The organism is Pseudomonas peli, assembly GCF_050563605.1.
GTDB lineage: Bacteria > Pseudomonadota > Gammaproteobacteria > Pseudomonadales > Pseudomonadaceae > Aquipseudomonas > Aquipseudomonas peli_A.
The window spans coordinates 166985-185230 of record NZ_JBNXUH010000001.1; the positions used below are offsets into that span (position 1 = coordinate 166985).

Annotated in this window: 15 protein-coding genes; 11 read left to right on the forward strand and 4 right to left on the reverse strand. The window is 63.6% G+C overall.

Annotated features, from left to right (window positions below; all coding sequences use genetic code 11):
* Positions 1 to 25: 25 nt before the first annotated feature.
* Complete coding sequence (def, locus tag ACQ4LH_RS00795; protein WP_430695409.1) at positions 26 to 532, reverse strand: peptide deformylase; 507 nt, start codon at positions 530 to 532, stop codon at positions 26 to 28.
* 152 nt (positions 533 to 684) lie between these two features.
* Between def and ACQ4LH_RS00800 the strand changes: the two genes are divergently transcribed.
* From ACQ4LH_RS00800 to ACQ4LH_RS00810, 3 genes are all read left to right on the forward strand, one after another.
* On the forward strand, positions 685 to 1710 hold the full coding sequence (locus ACQ4LH_RS00800; RefSeq protein WP_430695410.1) for a LysM peptidoglycan-binding domain-containing protein: 1026 nt from the start codon (positions 685 to 687) through the stop codon (positions 1708 to 1710).
* Between the two features lie 89 nt (positions 1711 to 1799).
* A complete protein-coding gene (dprA, locus tag ACQ4LH_RS00805) occupies positions 1800 to 2915 on the forward strand; it encodes a DNA-processing protein DprA (RefSeq protein ID WP_430695411.1) in 1116 nt (371 codons plus the stop codon).
* 41 nt (positions 2916 to 2956) lie between these two features.
* Positions 2957 to 3514, forward strand: coding sequence for an L-threonylcarbamoyladenylate synthase (locus tag ACQ4LH_RS00810; RefSeq protein WP_430695412.1), 558 nt, complete (start codon positions 2957 to 2959; stop codon positions 3512 to 3514).
* A 15-nt stretch (positions 3515 to 3529) separates the two neighbouring features.
* On the opposite strand, the gene ACQ4LH_RS00815 is transcribed toward ACQ4LH_RS00810, so the two are convergent.
* A complete protein-coding gene (locus ACQ4LH_RS00815; protein WP_430695414.1) occupies positions 3530 to 4507 on the reverse strand; it encodes an NADPH:quinone reductase in 978 nt (325 codons plus the stop codon).
* 217 nt (positions 4508 to 4724) lie between these two features.
* Between ACQ4LH_RS00815 and hemF the strand changes: the two genes are divergently transcribed.
* The 3 genes from hemF to ACQ4LH_RS00830 all read left to right on the forward strand — a co-directional run bounded on the left by hemF (position 4725) and on the right by ACQ4LH_RS00830 (position 7299).
* Positions 4725 to 5642 (forward strand): oxygen-dependent coproporphyrinogen oxidase, encoded by a 918-nt coding sequence (hemF, locus tag ACQ4LH_RS00820; RefSeq protein ID WP_430695416.1) that lies wholly within the window; start codon positions 4725 to 4727, stop codon positions 5640 to 5642.
* A gap of 199 nt (positions 5643 to 5841) precedes the next feature.
* Positions 5842 to 6666 carry a shikimate dehydrogenase gene (gene aroE / locus ACQ4LH_RS00825; RefSeq protein ID WP_430695417.1) on the forward strand — a complete coding sequence of 275 codons (825 nt, stop codon included), beginning with the start codon at positions 5842 to 5844 and terminating at the stop codon, positions 6664 to 6666.
* Between the two features lie 6 nt (positions 6667 to 6672).
* A complete protein-coding gene (locus tag ACQ4LH_RS00830) occupies positions 6673 to 7299 on the forward strand; it encodes a class I SAM-dependent methyltransferase (RefSeq protein ID WP_430695419.1) in 627 nt (208 codons plus the stop codon).
* 4 nt (positions 7300 to 7303) lie between these two features.
* On the opposite strand, the gene ACQ4LH_RS00835 is transcribed toward ACQ4LH_RS00830, so the two are convergent.
* Positions 7304 to 11374 (reverse strand): molybdopterin-dependent oxidoreductase, encoded by a 4071-nt coding sequence (locus ACQ4LH_RS00835; protein ID WP_430695420.1) that lies wholly within the window; start codon positions 11372 to 11374, stop codon positions 7304 to 7306.
* Between the two features lie 543 nt (positions 11375 to 11917).
* Between ACQ4LH_RS00835 and nirB the strand changes: the two genes are divergently transcribed.
* From nirB to modC, 5 genes are all read left to right on the forward strand, one after another.
* The gene (nirB, locus tag ACQ4LH_RS00840; RefSeq protein ID WP_430695422.1) at positions 11918 to 14473 is read left to right on the forward strand and encodes a nitrite reductase large subunit NirB; all 2556 of its coding nucleotides are present in this window, start codon (positions 11918 to 11920) and stop codon (positions 14471 to 14473) included.
* Positions 14473 to 14850 (forward strand): nitrite reductase small subunit NirD, encoded by a 378-nt coding sequence (nirD, locus tag ACQ4LH_RS00845; RefSeq protein WP_430695423.1) that lies wholly within the window; start codon positions 14473 to 14475, stop codon positions 14848 to 14850. Before nirB ends, nirD begins: the two co-directional genes overlap by 1 nt.
* 286 nt (positions 14851 to 15136) lie before the next feature.
* Positions 15137 to 15883: a molybdate ABC transporter substrate-binding protein gene (modA, locus tag ACQ4LH_RS00850; RefSeq protein WP_430695424.1), complete on the forward strand. Its 747-nt coding sequence runs from the start codon at positions 15137 to 15139 to the stop codon at positions 15881 to 15883.
* A 13-nt stretch (positions 15884 to 15896) separates the two neighbouring features.
* The gene (gene modB / locus ACQ4LH_RS00855) at positions 15897 to 16577 is read left to right on the forward strand and encodes a molybdate ABC transporter permease subunit (RefSeq protein ID WP_430695425.1); all 681 of its coding nucleotides are present in this window, start codon (positions 15897 to 15899) and stop codon (positions 16575 to 16577) included.
* Positions 16574 to 17716 carry a molybdenum ABC transporter ATP-binding protein gene (gene modC / locus ACQ4LH_RS00860; RefSeq protein WP_430695426.1) on the forward strand — a complete coding sequence of 381 codons (1143 nt, stop codon included), beginning with the start codon at positions 16574 to 16576 and terminating at the stop codon, positions 17714 to 17716. Before modB ends, modC begins: the two co-directional genes overlap by 4 nt.
* Here modC and ACQ4LH_RS00865 read toward each other — a convergent pair.
* A complete protein-coding gene (locus ACQ4LH_RS00865) occupies positions 17699 to 18130 on the reverse strand; it encodes a hypothetical protein (RefSeq protein ID WP_430695427.1) in 432 nt (143 codons plus the stop codon). The two genes, modC and ACQ4LH_RS00865, sit on opposite strands and share 18 nt — an antisense overlap.
* Between the last annotated feature and the right edge of the window lie 116 nt (positions 18131 to 18246).

The window sequence follows — 18246 nt, forward strand, 5'->3', positions numbered from 1 at the left end:
GCAGCAAGCCTTTGAAAGGTGTGGCTCAAGCCTGCTGGCGATGTTGCTTTTCCAGCTTCTTCTTGATGCGGTCGCGTTTGAGATTAGACAGGTAATCAACAAACAGCTTGCCGTTGAGGTGGTCGCACTCATGCTGGATGCACACGGCAAGCAGGCCCTCGGCGATCAGCTCATAGTGCTGGCCATCGCGGTCCAGCGCCTTGATCTTGACCTTCTGCGGGCGGTCGACGTTTTCGTAGAAGCCCGGCACCGACAGGCAGCCTTCCTGGTACTGATCCATTTCATCAGTCAGCGGCTCGAACTCGGGGTTGATAAACACCCGTGGTTCGGACTTGTCTTCGGACAGATCCATCACCACCAGACGCTTGTGCACGTTGACCTGCGTCGCGGCCAGGCCGATGCCCGGTGCGTCGTACATGGTTTCAAACATGTCATCGATCAGCTGACGCAAGGCGTCATCGACTACGTCCACCGGCTTGGCGATGGTGCGCAGGCGCGGATCGGGAAATTCGAGGATATTCAGGATCGCCATATGCGTTTGTGATGCACTTGTGGAATAAAGTCAAAATCCGCTGCTAAGATGATGAGCAGCATTGAAAAACGGCTTCACGCCGCAGCACGACTGGGTTTTGTCGCGGCGCTAGGGCGCTCCACGTGAAGACACATAATAAAGGGATTCACCGCATGAGGAAATCACTACTCGCCCTGCTGCTGCTTGCGGCAAGTGGCTTGGCCCAGGCCGAAGTGCAACTCAAGGACGGTCACCCAGACCGTTATACCGTGGTCAAGGGCGATACCCTCTGGGATATCTCCGGCAAATTTCTCAGCCAGCCGTGGAAGTGGCCAGAAATCTGGCACGCCAATCCACAGGTGGAAAACCCCCATCTGATCTACCCAGGTGACCAACTCAGCCTGGTGTACATCGATGGTCAGCCACGTCTGATGCTTAACCGCGGCGAGTCGCGCGGCACCATCAAGCTGTCGCCACAGGTGCGTAGCACGCCTATGGCCGAAGCCATTCCGGCGATTCCGCTTGAGGCGATTAACAGCTTTCTGCTGAGCAACCGCATCGTCGATACCCCAGAGCAGTTCCAAGGCGCGCCTTATATCGTTGCCGGTAATGCCGAGCGCGTTGTTAGCGGTGCTGGTGATCGTGTGTATGCCCGTGGTGCCTTTGATGAGTCGGCGCCGGCTTACGGTATCTTCCGTCAGGGTAAAACCTACACCGACCCGGACACTCAAGAATTCCTTGGGATCAACGCCGATGATATCGGCTCGGGTGAGATCGTTGCCGAGGAAGGCGATGTCGGCACTATGTTGCTGAGCCGCTCGACTCAGGAAGTACGTCTCGGTGATCGCCTGTTCCCCACCGAAGAGCGTGCGATCAACTCGTCCTTTATGCCGAGTGAACCGGCTGGCGAGATCAACGGTGTGATCCTTGATGTGCCGCGCGGTGTGACCCAAGTTGGTCAGTTTGATGTGGTGACGATCAACAAAGGTGCCCGTGATGGCCTCAGCGAAGGCAACGTGCTGGCGATCTACAAAACCGGTGAAACCGTGCGCGACCGCGTAACCGGCGAATCGGTGAAGATTCCGGACGAGCGTTCCGGTTTGTTGATGGTATTCCGCACCTACGACAAACTTAGCTATGGCCTGGTGCTTGGGGCTTCTCGCTCGCTTGAACTGATGGACAAAGTGCGTAACCCGTAACACCGAAAAGCCCCGCAAATGCGGGGCTTTTTTATTCCCGTCTGAATTTCCTGCCGCCCGTGCGGCGCGACCGATCAAGGATGATCCGCATGTCGCAACCTTCTGCTATTTCCCCTGCTATTTCTCCCGCTGAGCTGGAAGCCCGTCTGCGCCTGCATTGCTTGCCGGAGTTGGGCCCTCGGCGCTTTCGCAAACTTCTCAGTGCTTTCGACAATGCTTCTGCTGCGCTCAGCGCGCCGGCCAGTGCCTGGCGTTCTCTGGGTTTACCGCAGGCGTGCAGTGACGCGCGGCGCAGCGTCGAGGTACGTGAACGCGCCGCGCAAAGCCTGGCTTGGCTGGACGCCGATACACATCATCTGCTGATGTGGGATGACGTGATTTATCCAGGGTTGCTGGCCGAGTTGGCGGATGCGCCGCCGCTGCTGTTTATTGAGGGTGACCCCGCGCTGCTGGAGCAGCCGCAACTGGCCATGGTCGGCAGTCGGCGCGCATCGCGGCCAGGTTTGGATACTGCGCAGAGCTTTGCTCGCAGCCTGGCCGGTGGCGGCTTTGTGATTACTAGTGGCTTGGCTTTGGGCATCGATGGCGCGGCTCATCAGGGCGCACTGGATGCCGGCGGCAAGACGGTCGCTGTGCTTGGTACGGGTTTGCAGTGCCTGTATCCGGCGCGGCATAAGCAGTTGGCGGCGACGATTGTCGCTCAGGGAGGCGCGCTTGTTTCTGAGTTACCGCTGGATTGCCCGCCTCAGGCGAGCAACTTTCCCCGGCGTAATCGCATCATCAGCGGTCTATCAGTTGGCGTGCTGGTGGTGGAAGCCAGCCCGTCCAGCGGCTCGCTGATCACTGCACGTCTGGCAGCCGAACAGGGACGTGAGGTCTATGCGATTCCCGGTTCGATCCATCATCCCGGCGCGCGCGGCTGCCATCAGTTGATCCGCGAAGGGGCGACGCTGGTGGAAAGTATCGAAGACATTCTCCAGGCCTTGCGCGGCTGGCAGGCGCAGCCACCCACCAACGCCGCGCGCAGGCCAGAGCCGCCCAGTCACCCATTACTGGCCCTGTTGCATGCTGCGCCGCATAGCAGCGAAGCGTTGGTGGTGGCCAGTGGCTTACCGCTGGCCGAGGTGCTGGCGGCGCTGACTGAATTGGAGCTGGACGGCCAGGTGGCCTGTGAAAACGGCCGCTGGGTGGGCCGCGCGCTTTAGCTTGGATACACTGCCCGTCAGGCCTTAGTGGAGAGCAGTGAATGGTCAGCAACTGGCAGATACAGCAAGCCGCACGGGTGGTGCGCAATGGCGGAGTGATTGCCTATCCGACCGAAGCGGTATGGGGGCTGGGTTGTGATCCCTGGCATGACGAGGCGGTGGAGCGCTTGCTGGCGCTGAAGGATCGCCCGGTGCACAAGGGGCTGATTCTGGTGGCTGCAGATATCGAGCAGTTCGATTTTCTTCTCGAAGACCTGCCGGACATCTGGCTGGCACGCTTGGCCGGCAGCTGGCCGGGACCCAACACTTGGCTGGTGCCGCACCAGAACCGTTTGCCCGAGTGGATCAGCGGTCAGCACAGCAGTGTGGCCCTGCGCGTCAGTGATCATCCGCAGGTGCGTGCGCTCTGTCGCCTGACCGGGCCGCTGGTGTCGACTTCGGCCAATCCGGCAGGTCGCCCGTCTGCGCGCAGTCGTTTGCGTGTCGAGCAGTACTTCCCCGGCCAGTTGGATGCTGTGCTTGGTGGGGCTTTGGGCGGACGCAAGAACCCCAGCCTGATCCGTGATCTGATCAGCGGCGACGTGGTCAGGGCGTCCTGATCCCGGCCCAACCGCCTAGGGCAGCAGAATGCTCGAGCCGGTGGTCTGCCGCGCGCTCAGGGCTGTTTGTGCCAGCGGCGCATCCTTGAGCGCATAGCGGTTGCTGATCTCCACCTGCAGCTGGCCGCTGGCGATCATGGCGAACAGTTCATCAGCCATGGTCTGCAGCCGGCAAGGCGTATCGGCGTAGCCGGCCAGGGTTGGGCGGGTGACGAACAGCGAGCCCTTCTGCGCCAGGATGCCCAGGTTGACTCCGCTGACTGCGCCAGAGGCATTGCCGAAGCTGACCAGCAGGCCGCGCGGCGCCACGCAATCTAGCGAGGTTTCCCAGGTGTCCTTGCCGACGCCGTCGTAGACCACCAGGCACTTCTTGCCGTCAGTCAGTTCCAGTACGCGCTGGGCAACGTTTTCATGGCTGTAGTCGATGGTCGCCCAGGCGCCCTGCTCTTTGGCCCGTGCGGCTTTTTCGGCCGAGCTGACCGTGCCGATCAGCTTGACCCCAAGCGCCCTGCCCCACTGGCAAGCGAAGGAACCAACCCCGCCGGCGGCGGCATGAAACAGAATGGTTTCGCCGCCCTGCAGTGGATAGGTCTGGCGTAGCAGGTACTGCACCGTCAGGCCCTTGAGCATCACTGCGGCGGCTTGTTCGAAGCTGATTGCATCCGGCAGTTTCACCAGCTTCTCGGCCGGCAGCACGTGCAGTTCGCTGTAAGCGCCTAGTGGTCCGGTGGCATAGGCCACGCGGTCACCCACCTGAAAGCCGCTGACCGCCGCCCCCACCGCCTCGACGATGCCCGCACCTTCGGTGCCCAGGCCGGACGGCAGCGCTGGCGGCGCATACAGGCCGCTGCGGAAATAGGTGTCGATAAAATTCAGGCCAATCGCCTGGTTCTGCACCCGCACTTCATTAGGGCCTGGGGCAGCGGGTGTGTAGTCGGTGTAGTCGAGAACGTCCGGGCCGCCGTGACGGTTGAATTGGATACGCATGGCCATTTTCAGAGTCTTCCGCAATTGGATGCCTGGATGATGCCCGCAGGGGCGTAAAAGTGCCGTTATCCAATCGTCTGCATTGACCGCCGTCAACTGCGGCGCGGCGACGATCCGGAGGGTGGCCGCCATGGATGGCAGGCCATAATGTTATGCTTGCCGCCGATTTCGCCGCTCGGTCATCCCCTTGCCGAACGGCCTTACCCGCTTTCAAGGTGCCGCCGTGAGTGACCGTACTGAGGCCGTCAAAGCCTACCTGCTGGATCTGCAAGACCGTATCTGCACTGCCCTGCAAGCCGAAGATGGTGGTGCCGAATTCTTCGAGGATGCCTGGCAGCGGCCAGCCGGTGGTGGCGGGCGCACGCGGGTAATGGAGAACGGCGCGCTGATCGAAAAGGGCGGGGTGAACTTCTCCCATGTGTTCGGCGACAGCCTGCCGCCTTCGGCCAGTGCGCACCGGCCGGAACTGGCCGGGCGCGGTTTCGAGGCCCTTGGCGTATCGCTGGTGATCCACCCGGAAAACCCCTATGTGCCGACCTCCCACGCCAACGTGCGCTTCTTCAGCGCCGAGAAAGCCGGTGAAGAGCCGGTCTGGTGGTTCGGCGGCGGCTTCGACCTGACGCCTTACTACGGCAATGAAGAAGACTGCCGGCACTGGCACCAGGTCGCCCATGACGCCTGCGCGCCCTTCGGTGCCGAGGTCTATCCGAAGTTCAAGGCGTGGTGTGATCGCTACTTCCACCTCAAGCACCGCGGCGAGCCGCGCGGCATTGGCGGGCTGTTTTTCGATGACCTGAATCAGTGGGATTTCGACACCAGCTTCGCCTTTATGCGCGCCATCGGCGATGCCTACATCGCGGCCTATCTGCCCATCGTGCAGCGCCGCAAGCTGACCCCCTATGGTGAGCGCGAGCGTGAGTTCCAGGCCTTCCGCCGGGGCCGCTATGTCGAGTTCAACCTGGTGTTCGACCGTGGCACGCTGTTCGGCCTGCAGTCCGGTGGGCGTACAGAGTCGATCCTGATGTCGCTGCCGCCGCATGTACGCTGGGGTTACGACTGGAAGCCGGAGCCGGGCAGTGAAGAGGCGCGGTTGACCGAATACTTCCTAACCGATCGCGATTGGCTCGCAAATTTGCCTTGATCGCTGCTGCGCTAGGCCATGCTGCGTTGAGAGCAGGCTCGGCAAGCCGCTTGCGGCTAACGCGCATTAGCGCGACCCGAAGGGCGAGTGGAACGAGTAATCTCATTTACAGCTCGTAAACTCCGCTTCCTCGCCTGCTCTCGCCTTGCCTGACCGTCGCTCGCGACGCGCTGAAGGCAAATTTCAAAGAGGATTATTGATGGACCGCTACGGCGTATTCGGCAACCCCATCGGCCATAGCAAGTCGCCGCTGATTCATCGCTTGTTTGCCCAGCAGACTGGCGAGCAGCTGAGTTATGAAGCCCTGCTCGCGCCACTGGACGACTTCCCCGGATTTGCCCGCAGTTTCTTCGCTGAGGGTTTGGGTGCCAATGTCACGGTGCCGTTCAAGGAACAGGCGTTTGCTCTTGCCGATCAGCTCAGCGCCCGCGCTCAACGCGCCGGTGCGGTAAATACCCTGAAGAAGCTCGCCGACGGCAGCCTGCTTGGCGATAACACCGACGGCGCAGGCCTGGTGCGTGATCTGACGGTGAATGCCGGGGTAACCCTCAAGGGCAAACGCATCCTGCTGCTCGGCGCCGGCGGTGCGGTGCGCGGGGTGTTGGAGCCGCTGCTGGCCGAGCAACCGGCAGCGCTGGTGATTGCCAACCGTACGGTCGAGAAAGCCGAGCAACTGGCCCGCGAATTTGCCGACCTGGGCCCAGTGGTTGCCAGCGGTTATGACTGGATTGATGCGCCGGTGGACCTGATCATAAATGGCACCTCGGCCAGCCTGGCCGGCGAGTTGCCGCCGATTGCCCCAAGCCTGATCCAGCCTGGCCATACCCTGTGCTACGACATGATGTACGGCAAGGAGCTGACCGCCTTTAACCGCTGGGCCGCCGAGCACGGTGCGGCGCGTACCCTGGATGGCCTGGGCATGCTGGTGGAACAAGCCGCCGAAGCCTTCGCCCTATGGCGCGACGTACGCCCTGCCAGCGCCCCGGTGTTGGCCGAACTGCGCCGCCTGCTGGCCGAGGGTTAAGCGCGTATGCCGCTGAGCCCGACTGAACTGGCGCAGATCAGCGCACTGACCCTGCGCCATTATCAGGGCTGCGCCGAAGACTTTCGTGACGGCACCCGCGACCACGATGTCAGCCAGAATATCGCCGCCCTGCTCGCGCATATTCAGGCCACGACGCCCTACCAGATTCTCGATTTCGGCTGCGGCCCGGGGCGCGATCTGCGCACCTTTAGCGCCATGGGCCATACGGCCGTCGGTTTGGACGGCTGCTCGCGCTTTGTCGAAATGGCTCGCGCCGACAGTGGCTGCGAGGCCTGGCAGCAGGACTTTCTTGCCCTCGATCTGCCGCCTGAGCGCTTCGATGGCGTGTTTGCCAATGCCTCGCTGTTTCATATTCCCCGCCAGGAACTGCCACGGGTGCTGAAGCAGCTGCATGCCACCCTTAAACCCGGCGGCGTGCTGTTTAGCTCCAACCCCCGTGGTGAGAATCAGGAAGGTTGGAATGGCGAGCGCTACGGTGCCTATCACGATCTGGCCAACTGGCGCGTATTGCTCATCGCCGCCGGCTTTAGCGAACTGCAGCATTACTACCGCCCGGCAGGCTTGCCGCGTGACCAGCAGCCCTGGCTAGCCAGTGTCTGGCGCAAACTTTGAGCCTTCAGTACACGTCGCGCAGATAACGCTTCTGTTCGGCCAAACGGCGAATATGTTCGGCGGCTTTTTCCTCGCTCAAACCACCGTGCTCGCGCGCCACATCCCGTAGTGCCTGTTCGACATCCTTGGCCATGCGGTTGGCGTCGCCGCAGACATACAGCTGCGCACCCTCCTCCAGCCAGCGCCACAGCTCGCCGCCCTGCTCGCGAATACGATCCTGCACGTAAATCTTCTGCGCCTGATCGCGGGAGAAGGCCAGGCTGAGGTTGGTCAACAGGCTGTCGTGCTGCATCGCCGTGAGCTCGTCGCGGTAGTAGAAGTCGCTGGCCGCATGCTGCTCGCCGAAGAACAGCCAGTTCTTGCCGGCATCGCCGCGCGCACGGCGTTCGTGGAGGAAGCCGCGAAACGGCGCCACGCCGGTGCCGGGGCCGATCATGATCATCGGCACGTCGCCATCTTGCGGCACGCGGAAGTATTTGTTGCTCTGCACAAACAGCGGCACCTCGCCGTTACCCACACGGTCGGCGAGAAAGGTCGAGGCCACGCCCTTGCGCTTGCCGTAGCGCACGGCGGAAACGGTCAGGTGCACTTCGCCGGCATGTGCCTTGGGGCTTGATGAGATGGAATACAGGCGCGGTTGCAAACGCTTGAGGCTGCCCAGCAGCTCGCCTGCCGTGTGTTCGGCCGGATAGGCCTGCAGCACGTCGGCCAGTTGGCGGCCCCACAGCCAGTCCTTCAGCTCGGCCTTGCGCTCACCAAGCAGGCTGCGTAATTCGCTGCTGGCGCTGCGTTCGGCGACCAGGGCGAGGGCCTCGTTGCTCGGCCGGGCGATTTCGAAATGGCTGGTCAGCGCCTCGCGCAGCGGCAGCTCGCCGACCTTGGCCACGTTGACCAGTTGTTCGCCGTCCAGGCGCGTCAGTTCGAGCACTTCCTCGACCAGCTCCGGGCAGTTGCGCGGCCATACGCCGAGGGCATCGCCCGCTTCGTAGGTCAGGCCGGCGTCGCCCAGGGCGAAGGCGAACTGGCGGGTGTCCTTGCTCGTGCCCTCTGCGTTCAGGCGCAGGTTCAGCGCCAGGCGCGCCGGCAGCGGCTGGGTCTTGCTGACTAACTGTGTGCTGACGGGTTCAGTTGCGACTGTGCTATGTGCAGGAACTGTTGTTTCAGCCGGGCGCAGCAACGGCAGCAGCTCGCTCAGCCAGGCCGCCGCTGCGTCGTCGAAGTCGCTGTCGCAATCCAGGCAGGGCCGTAGCGGTGTGGCGCCGAGTTCGGCCAGGCGGCGGTCGAGGTTTTTGCCGTGCTGGCAGAACTGCTCGTAGTTGGGGTCGCCGAGGGCCAGTACCGCATAACGCAGATTTTCCAGGCGCAGGTCGCTGGTCTGCAGGGCGCTCCAGAAGGCCTGGCCGTTGTCCGGCGCATCGCCGTCGCCGAAGGTGCTGCTGAGCAGCAACACCGAGCCGGCGCTGGCCAGTTGCTGCGGCGGATAATCGGCCATACAGCTCAGCGCCACGGCCACCCCGGCTTCGCTCAGGTGCGCTGCCAGGCGTTCGGCCAGTGCTTCGGCATTGCCGGTTTGCGAGGCCCACAGCAGGGTTACCGCTGGGCTCGCTGCCAGCGCCGCGGGTGCGATGCGGCTGAATATTCCGGCGAGCATGCCGTCGAGCCACAGGCGGGTCGGCTCCGCCAGGGGCGCCTGGCTTGGCAGGCTGGGCACGCCGCCGCCGGGGTTGCTGCGCAAGCCGCTGATATAGCCGGCCATATAGGTGCGCTCGCTTTCGCTGAGTGGCGGCGGCGCGCTGCAATCTACGCCGACCAGGGCCGCAAAGGTTTCGATGCTCGACATCGCGAGTTCCTCGGGCTGGTGAGATAGACGAGTGCTGTCGACTGCCTCGGCGGCGGGCGAGTCGAGGCGTTGATGGGCGATCAGCTCGATACGCCGCAGGCTGACGGCGCAGAACTTGAATTCCGGCTGCTGCGAGATGGGGTCGATGGCGTCGCTGGTTACCGCGTTGATCGCCAGGTTGTCGCCGTACACATCGTTCCAGTGGAACGGCGCAAAGCAGCCGCCGGGCAGCACGCGGTCGCTGATCTGCACCGGCAGCACGGCGTGGCCACGCCGCGAGCGGACTTCCAGCTGGTCGCGGTCGCGCACGCCGAGGGCGGCGGCGTCCTGCGGGTGCACTTCGATAAAGGGGCCCGGATTGAGCTTGTTCAGTGTGGCTACCTTGCCGGTCTTGGTCAGGGTGTGCCACTGGTGCTGCAGGCGCCCGGTATTGAGTACGAATGGGAAGTCGGCATCGGGCATTTCCGCCGGGTCGAGGTGCGGGCGCGGGAAAAACTGCGCCTTGCCGCTGGGAGTGGCAAAGGCCAGGCGCGGCATGCTGCCGTCTGCGTGGGTGTGCAGCGTCTGGCTGATTCCGTCGTTGATGTAGCGCAGCGGCATACGCCCGTCGCCTTCTTCGCTGGCGCAGGGCCATTGCAGCGGCGTTTGGCGCAGGCGCGGGTAGCTGGCGCCGCGCAGGTCATAGCCGGTTTTGCGGTTGTGGAAGCGTTTGATTTCCTCGAATACCTGCTCGGCCGAGCTGTAGCTGAAACCGTCGGCAAAGCCCATGGCGCAGGCCACCTCGGCGATGATGCGCCAGTCGGCCATGGCCTCGCCGGGCGGCTCGACGGCTTGCGGCATCAGGGTCAGGTTGCGTTCGGAGTTGATCATCACCCCTTCGGCTTCGGCCCACAGCGCGCCGGGCAGGAGGATGTCGGCGTAGCGATTGGTTTCGGTGTCGAGAAAAGCGTCCTGGGCGATTACCAGTTCGGCGGCCTTTAGCCCTTCGATTACCTTGCTACGGTTGGCCATGCTCGCCACCGGATTGGTGCAGATGATCCAGCAGGCCTTGACCTTGCCGGCTGCCAGGTCCTCGAACAACGTCACGCTGCCGCCGCCCAGGCGGGTGTGCAGGGTGCCGGCCGGCACGCCCCAGATCTGCTCGACAAAGGCGCGGTCGTCGTCCACCAGCACGCTGCGCTGGCCCGGCAGACCGGGGCCCATATAGCCCATTTCGCGGCCGCCCATGGCGTTGGGTTGGCCGGTGAGGGAGAACGGCCCACTGCCGGGGCGGCAGATCTTGCCGGTGGCCAGGTGCAGGTTGCACAGGGCGTTGGTGTTCCAGGTGCCGTGGGTGCTCTGGTTGAGGCCCATGGTCCAGCAGCTCATCCACTCGCCGGCTTCGCCGATCCAGCGTGCGGCCTGGCGGATCGCTGCTTCGCTCAGCCCGGTGTGGGCGGCGACGTATTCGGGGGTGTAGCTCTCAAGGAAGTCCGGCATGACCTGCCAGCCTTCGGTGAACTCGGCAATAAAGGCCGGATCGGTATGACCGTTCTTGTGCAGCAAGTGCAATAGGCCGTTGAGCAGCAGCAGGTCGCTGCCCGGTTTGATCTGCAGAAACAGGTCGGCCTTGTCCGCCGTGGCATTGCGCCGGGGGTCGACGACGATCAGCTTGGCGCCGGCCTTGACCCGCGCCATCAGGCGTAGAAACAGGATCGGATGACAGTCGGCCATATTCGCGCCGATCACCAGCAGCACATCCGCGCGGTCGAAATCCTGGTATGAGCCGGGTGGGCCGTCGGCACCCAGCGACAACTTGTAGCCGCTGCCGGCGCTGGCCATGCACAGGCGCGAGTTGGATTCGATCTGGTTGCTGCCCAGGTAGCCCTTGACCAGCTTGTTGGCCAGGTACTGCGCCTCCAGCGACATCTGCCCGGAGACATACAGGGCGATGGCGTCCGGGCCATGTTCGTCGAGGATCGCGCGCAGGCGGGCGGCGGCGGCACTGATCGCGGCGTCCATGGCGATTTGCCCAGGGTCACGGTTACGTTCGCTGCGCAGGTAGGCGTGCTGCATGCGGCCGGATTCGTTCAGCGGCTGGGCGCAGGTGCTGCCCTTGGTGCACAGGCGGCCGAAGTTGCTCGGATGCTGCGCATCGCCGGTGACCTTGGCGATCTTGCCGTTTTCCACGTGCATGACGATGCCGCAGCCAACGCCGCAATATGGACAGACACTCCGAACCGTTTTGTTCGCCACACCCCTCTCCTGCACCTGAAACGCAAAACGCCATGCAACCCTCCGTCGAAACGGGAGTGGCACGGCGTCTTTGTCGTGGATGGGCAATCAGCGTTGATTACCTGGGTTGGTCTATAGCAAGGCACGCGCCAGGGTCCGTCAGGGCGGCTTGAACGCCCGCGCGGCAAGGCCTGGCGAGGTGTATGCGGGGCTGCTGGGCGGGTTTTGCGCGACTCATAATGGGGCGCAGGGTGCTCTGCTCGCCTCTTTTTGGGTCTTTATCGCGCCGGTCAGGTGAGCCTGCAACGGCGCCTGCAGCCCGCTGCAATGCGGGCCGCAGGCTGCTGCGGGGAAACTGGCACAGGCGCTGCATGAGCCCCAGCGAGCCCGCCACATTCGGGCCGCCCATTCGATCAATGGCGATCGCCAGCCTCTATAGGCAATGGGTATCAGGTGCCACTCGCAGGCACCTCACAGAACAGGCAAAGGCGCCTGAAACCGCAAGGTTTCAGGCGCTTTTTTATTGCCGCAGAAAAACCTGATGAGCTTCGGCCGGGAAATGCCATGAACAGCACAGATACCTCCACAGACCAGCAACGGCTGATCATCATCGGCAACGGCATGGTCGGCCATCACTGCGTCGAGCAACTGATCGAGCGTGGCGCGCTGGCGCAGTACCGCGTGCAGGTATTCAGCGAAGAGCCGCTGCGTGCCTATGACCGCGTGCACCTCTCCGAGTATTTCACCGGCCGCGATGCTGAGTCCCTGGCCCTCAGCGGTGCCGAGCTGTACCAGACGCCGGGCGTGACCTTGCACCTCGGCGTACCGGTGCTGGAGATCGACCGCGAACGCCGCGAAGTGATCACCGCCGAAGGCAGCTTCCCCTACGACCAGCTGGTGCTGGCCAGCGGCTCCTACCCCTTCGTGCCGCCGATTGAAGGCGCCGAGGGTGATTCGCGCCTGGTCTACCGCACCCTGGCCGACCTCGACACCATTCAGGCCGCTGCCAAGAGTGCGCGCCGTGGTGTGGTGGTCGGTGGCGGCTTGCTCGGCCTGGAAGCGGCCAACGCGCTGAAGTCCCTGGGCCTGGAAGCCCATGTGGTGGAATTCGCCCCGCGCCTGATGCCGGTGCAGCTGGATGACCACGGCGGCCTGGCGCTCAAAGCCCAGATCGAGGCCCTGGGCGTTAGCGTGCACCTGTCGCGCGGCACCCAGTCGATCACCCCGGGCAGCGAATACCGCTACCGGATGAACTTTGCCGGTGACGAATTCCTTGAGACTGACCTGATCGTGTTCTCCGCCGGCATCCGCCCGCAGGACGCCATTGCCAAGCAGTGCGGCCTGGAACTCGGCCCGCGCGGTGGCGTTGCCATCGACAGCCAGTGCCGCACCAGCGATCCGGCCATCTACGCCATCGGCGAATGCGCGGCGTGGAACGGCGGGATCTTCGGCCTGGTCGCGCCGGGCTACCAGATGGCCCGCAGCGTCGCCACCCAGCTGTGCGGCGAAGACAGCGAGCCCTTCATGGGCGCGGACATGTCGACCAAGCTCAAGCTGCTCGGCGTCGACGTCGGCTCCATCGGCGATGCCCACGGTGCTACCGCCGGCTCGCGCAGCTACCGCTTTATCGATGAAGCCAGCGCCAGCTACCGCCGCCTGGTCGTATCGGCCGACGGTAAGCAGGCCATCGGTGCCGTGCTGGTCGGCGACAACAGCTATTACGACACCCTGCTGCAGTACGTGCAGAACGGCATCAAGCTGCCGGCCGATCCGTCCTGCCTGATCCTGCCGCAAGGCGAAGGCGCCCCGGCGCTGGGTGCCGATGCCCTGCCGGACACCGCGACCATCTGTTCCTGCCACAACGTCAGCAAAGGCGCGATCTGCGCCGCCATCGACGGCGGTTGCGGCGACCTGGCCGGACTCAAGGCTTGCACCAAAGCTGCTACCGGTTGCGGCGGCTGTTCGGCGCTGCTCAAGCAGGTGTTCGAGCACGAGCTGACTGCGCGCGGCGTGGTGGTGGACAAGAGCCTGTGCGAGCACTTCGCCTACACCCGTCAGGAGCTGTACGGCATCGTCCGCGTGGAAGGCATCGAGAGCTTCGAGGCGCTGCTGGCCAAGCACGGCCGCGGTCATGTCGGCTGCGACATCTGCAAGCCGGCGGTGGGTTCGATCCTCGCCTCCTGCTGGAACCGCTCGATCACCGATCCGGCGCTGGTGCCTCTGCAGGACACCAACGACACCTTTATGGCCAACATGCAGAAGAACGGCACCTACTCGGTGGTGCCGCGTATTCCTGGCGGCGAGATCACCCCGGACGGCCTGCTGGCCATCGGCGCAGTGGCGAAAAAGTACGACCTCTACACCAAGATCACCGGCGGCCAGCGCATCGACCTGTTCGGCGCGCAGCTGCACGAGCTGCCGGATATCTGGGCCGAACTGATCGCCGCCGGTTTCGAAACCGGCCACGCCTACGGCAAGTCGCTGCGCACGGTTAAGTCCTGCGTCGGCAGCACCTGGTGCCGCTACGGCGTGCAGGACAGCGTGGCCATGGCGCTGCTGCTGGAGGATCGCTACAAGGGCCTGCGCTCGCCGCACAAGATCAAGTTCGCCGTCTCCGGCTGCACCCGCGAATGCGCCGAGGCGCAGAGCAAGGACGTTGGCGTGATCGCCACCGAGAACGGCTGGAACCTGTATGTCGCCGGCAACGGCGGCATGCGCCCACGCCACGCCGAGCTGTTCGCCACCGATCTGGATGACGAAACCCTGATCCGCTACATCGACCGCTTCCTGATGTTCTACGTGCGCACCGCCGACCGTCTGCAACGCACCTCGGTATGGCGCGAGTCGCTGGAAGGCGGCCTGGATTACCTCAAGGAAGTGATCATCGACGACAGCCTGAATCTTGCCGCCGAACTGGAAGCGCAGATGCAGTTGGTGATTGAGCGCTACGAGTGCGAATGGGCCAACGCCCTGAAGGACCCAGAGAAGCTCAAGCGCTTCCGCACCTTCGTCAACCAGCAGGGCGGCGATCCGGATATCCAGTTTGTCGAGGAACGCGGCCAGCGTCGCCCAATCAGCGCCGCCGAACTGCAACGTATTCCAGCTGAGGAGGTGGTCTGATGGACCAGTCGAGCGCAACCGCAACAGTCGAACAAACCAGCGTGCAATGGCGCGCCCTGTGCAGCCGTGCCGATCTGGTGGCCAACTCCGGCGTGGTCGCCTGGGTCGATGGCGCCCAGGTCGCGCTGTTCTACCTGCCTGACGAGACCAGCGGCAAACAGCTGTATGCCGTGGACAACCGCGACCCGAAGTCCGGCGCCAACGTTATCGGTCGCGGCATTGTCGGCAGCCTGGCCGGCGACCTGGTGATCGCCGCGCCGCTGTACAAACAGCACTATCGCCTGGAAGACGGCAGCTGCCTGGAGTATCCCGAGCAGCAGCTGCGTACCTGGCCGGTACGCTTGCAGGGTGACCGGGTGGAAATTGGCCTGATCTAAGGCGATGGGTGAACGGGGCTGACGCCAGTCAGCCTCGGCATGCGAGCTGAATAGGGCGCTACTTGACTATTGAGTCAGTAATTGGCTTTATGCAGCTCAGCCCGCAGCGCTGATGCCTGCGTAACAGGGCTGTCGATCCTCTCGGCAGCCCTGTTTTTGTTTCTCTGCCAAGTCCTTATTGCGCAAATCGCTGTATATCGCGAGATATAGCGAAGGTAGAGTAGCCAGGCGAATCAACGGCGGCAGAACAGCCGTTGCCCTGCAGCCGCACACCCAGGAGTTATCCATGCACGCTTGTATCGCGGCGCTGTTCGCCGCCTTGGTATTCAGTAGCCAGGCCCTGGCTGAGCAGGTGCAGGTTGCGGTGGCCGCCAACTTCACCGCGCCGCTGCAGGCGATTGCCAGCGAGTTCGAAAAAGACACTGGGCACAGCGTACTCGCCTCCTTCGGCGCCACTGGCCAGCTGTATGCGCAGATTCAGCATGGCGCGCCATTCGAGGTGTTGCTCAGTGCTGATGAAAGCACCCCGGCCAAGCTCGACAGCGAAGGCCTGGGCGTCAGTGGCTCGCGCTTTACCTACGCAGTTGGCAGCCTGGTGCTGTGGTCGGCCACGCCGGGTTATCTGGATGGCAGCGACGCGGCGCTCAAGGCCAACCAGTACCGGTACTTGGCGATTGCTGATCCAAAAACCGCGCCCTATGGCCTGGCGGCAACCCAGGTGCTGGCTAAGCTCGGCTTGACCGAAGCGATGCAGGGCAAGCTGGTGACCGGGCAAAGCATTGCCAAGGCATTGCACTTTATCGCCACCGGAAACGCCGAGCTGGGCTTTGTCGCGCTGTCGCAGGTGTATCAGGATGGCCAGCTCAGCAGTGGTTCGGCCTGGATCGTGCCGGCCGAGCTGCACACGCCGATCAGGCAGGATGCCCTGATCCTCAAGCAGGGCGAGCACAACCCAGCTGCTGCGGCTTTCACCGCGTACCTGAAGGGTGAAAAAGCGGCCGCTATCATCAAGTCCTACGGCTACCAACTTTGAAAAGGCGGTTGCGATGCCACTGACTAAAGCCGATCTCGCCGCCGTACTGCTGACATTTGAGCTGGCATCGCTGACCACCCTGTTGCTGCTGCTGATCGGTACGCCGATTGCCTGGTGGCTGGCGCGCACTCAATCCAAATGGAAGCAGCCGATTGGCGCGATCGTCGCCCTGCCGCTGGTGCTGCCGCCGACGGTGATCGGTTTCTATCTGCTGGTAAGCATGGGACCGCACGGCTTTATCGGCCAGCTGACCCAGAGCCTCGGCCTCGGCACCCTGACGTTTACCTTTACTGGGCTGGTGATCGGCTCGGTGTTCTATTCCCTGCCCTTTGTTGTGCAGCCGCTGCAGAACGCCTTCGAGGTGATTGGTCGTGTCCCGCTGGAGGCGGCGGCGACGCTGCGCGCCGGACCTTGGGATGCGTTCTTCACCGTGGTGCTACCGCTGGCCAAACCGGGCTTTGTCACCGCGGCGATTCTCGGTTTCGCCCATACCGTGGGCGAGTTCGGTGTGGTGCTGATGATTGGCGGCAATATCCCCGGGAAGACCCAGGTGGCTTCGGTGCAGATCTACAACCACGTGGAAACCATGCAGTACGCCCAGGCCCACTGGCTGGCGGGCGGCATGGTGCTGTTCTCCTTTATCGTGCTGCTGGCGCTCTACTCTGGTCGAAGCAGCGGGCGGGTGTGGCAATGATCTGGCCATTGGCGCGGCGCAATTCGGCAATTCGCATAGTCGCCGGGTCGGGCGAAATTCAGGCGCGTTTCAAGGTGGCGCACGCTGGTTTCACCCTGGATGTTGAACTCAACCTGCCCGGTCGCGGGGTCAGCGCCCTGTTCGGTCATTCCGGCTCGGGCAAGACCAGCTGCTTGCGCTGTTTTGCCGGGCTGGATCAGCCGAGCCAAGGCTACCTGCAGGTCAACGGCGAGCTGTGGCAGGACAGCGCCCAGGGTATCTTCGTCCCGGCGCATCAACGCGCCGTGGGTTACGTGTTTCAGGATGCCAACCTGTTTGCCCATCTCACGGTGCGGCGCAATCTGCAGTACGGGCTGAAACGCATCCCCGCAGTGCAGCGGCGGATTGCCCTGGAGCAGGCGGTGGAACTGCTCGGCATTGAGCATCTACTGGAGCGCTTGCCGGGCAAGCTGTCCGGCGGCGAGCAGCAGCGCGTCGGCATCGCCCGCGCCCTGCTGACCAGCCCACGCCTGCTGCTGCTGGACGAGCCGCTGGCGTCCCTCGATCTCAAGCGCAAGCAGGAGGTGCTGCCCTATCTGGAGCGCCTGCATCAGGAGCTGGAGATTCCGGTTGTCTATGTCAGCCACTCGCCGGATGAGGTGGCGCGCCTGGCCGATCATCTGGTGTTGCTGGAAGACGGCAAGGTCAGCGCCAGTGGCCCCTTGAAGGAAACCCTGTTGCGCGCCGACCTGCCGTTTGTCTTCGAGGACGATGCCGAGGCGGTGGTTGATGGTCAGGTCAGCGGCCATGATCCGGCCTACGGGCTGCTCTCGCTGCAACTGCCCGGTAGCAATATCACCCTGCGCTTGCCCCATGGGCCGCTGCCGCTGGGCCAGTCGGTGCGGATCAAGATCAAGGCGCGCGATGTCAGCCTGAGCCTGCAGCAGGCCGAGGACAGCAGCGTGCTCAACCTGCTGCCGGCGCGGGTGCTGGACTGGATCAATGTCGCCGAGCAGGCCCACGTGCTGGTGCGCGTGCAGGTGGGTGGCGAGCAACTAATAGCCCGCATCACCCGTTACTCCTTCGACCGCCTGCAGATCCAGCGCGAGCAATCGCTGTGGGCGCAGGTCAAGTCGGTGTCATTACTGAGCACCAACTGATGCCTGGGCAAACGCGCCGGGCACGACCTGCGAGCGTTTAAGGCCGATCAGCTCCAGCTCGATAAACACCAGCACGGCTACGGCCTGGACGATCACGAAGGCGTAGCCGAGCAGGTTCGGCGTGACCCAGCCGCTGAGCAGCAACAGCAGGCTGTGCACCACCCACAGCGCGTTCAGGCCAATCACCGTATAAACCGCCGCCCGCGCCATGCTTTCGCGGCGCGACAGCCAGAGCAGAAAAGCCGCTAGCGGCAGCAGCACCAGGCCGACGCCGAGTAGCAATTCACGCGGCAGAGCCAGTAAACCGCTAAGCCAGTCGGCCAGCAGCAGGAGTTGCGCGGCAGTGGCCACACCGACCAGCCCATCGGCGAGCAGGGCGCGGCGCAGTAACAGCGAAGGTTGCAAGGTGGTCATGGCAAAGTCTCCACAAAGGACCGCCGAAATGGCGGGTTGCCCTTAGATTTCGCCGATCCACACGCCGCGTCGATTACCTCGCAGGTAATGGCCGCAATGACCTCGCTGGTCTATCG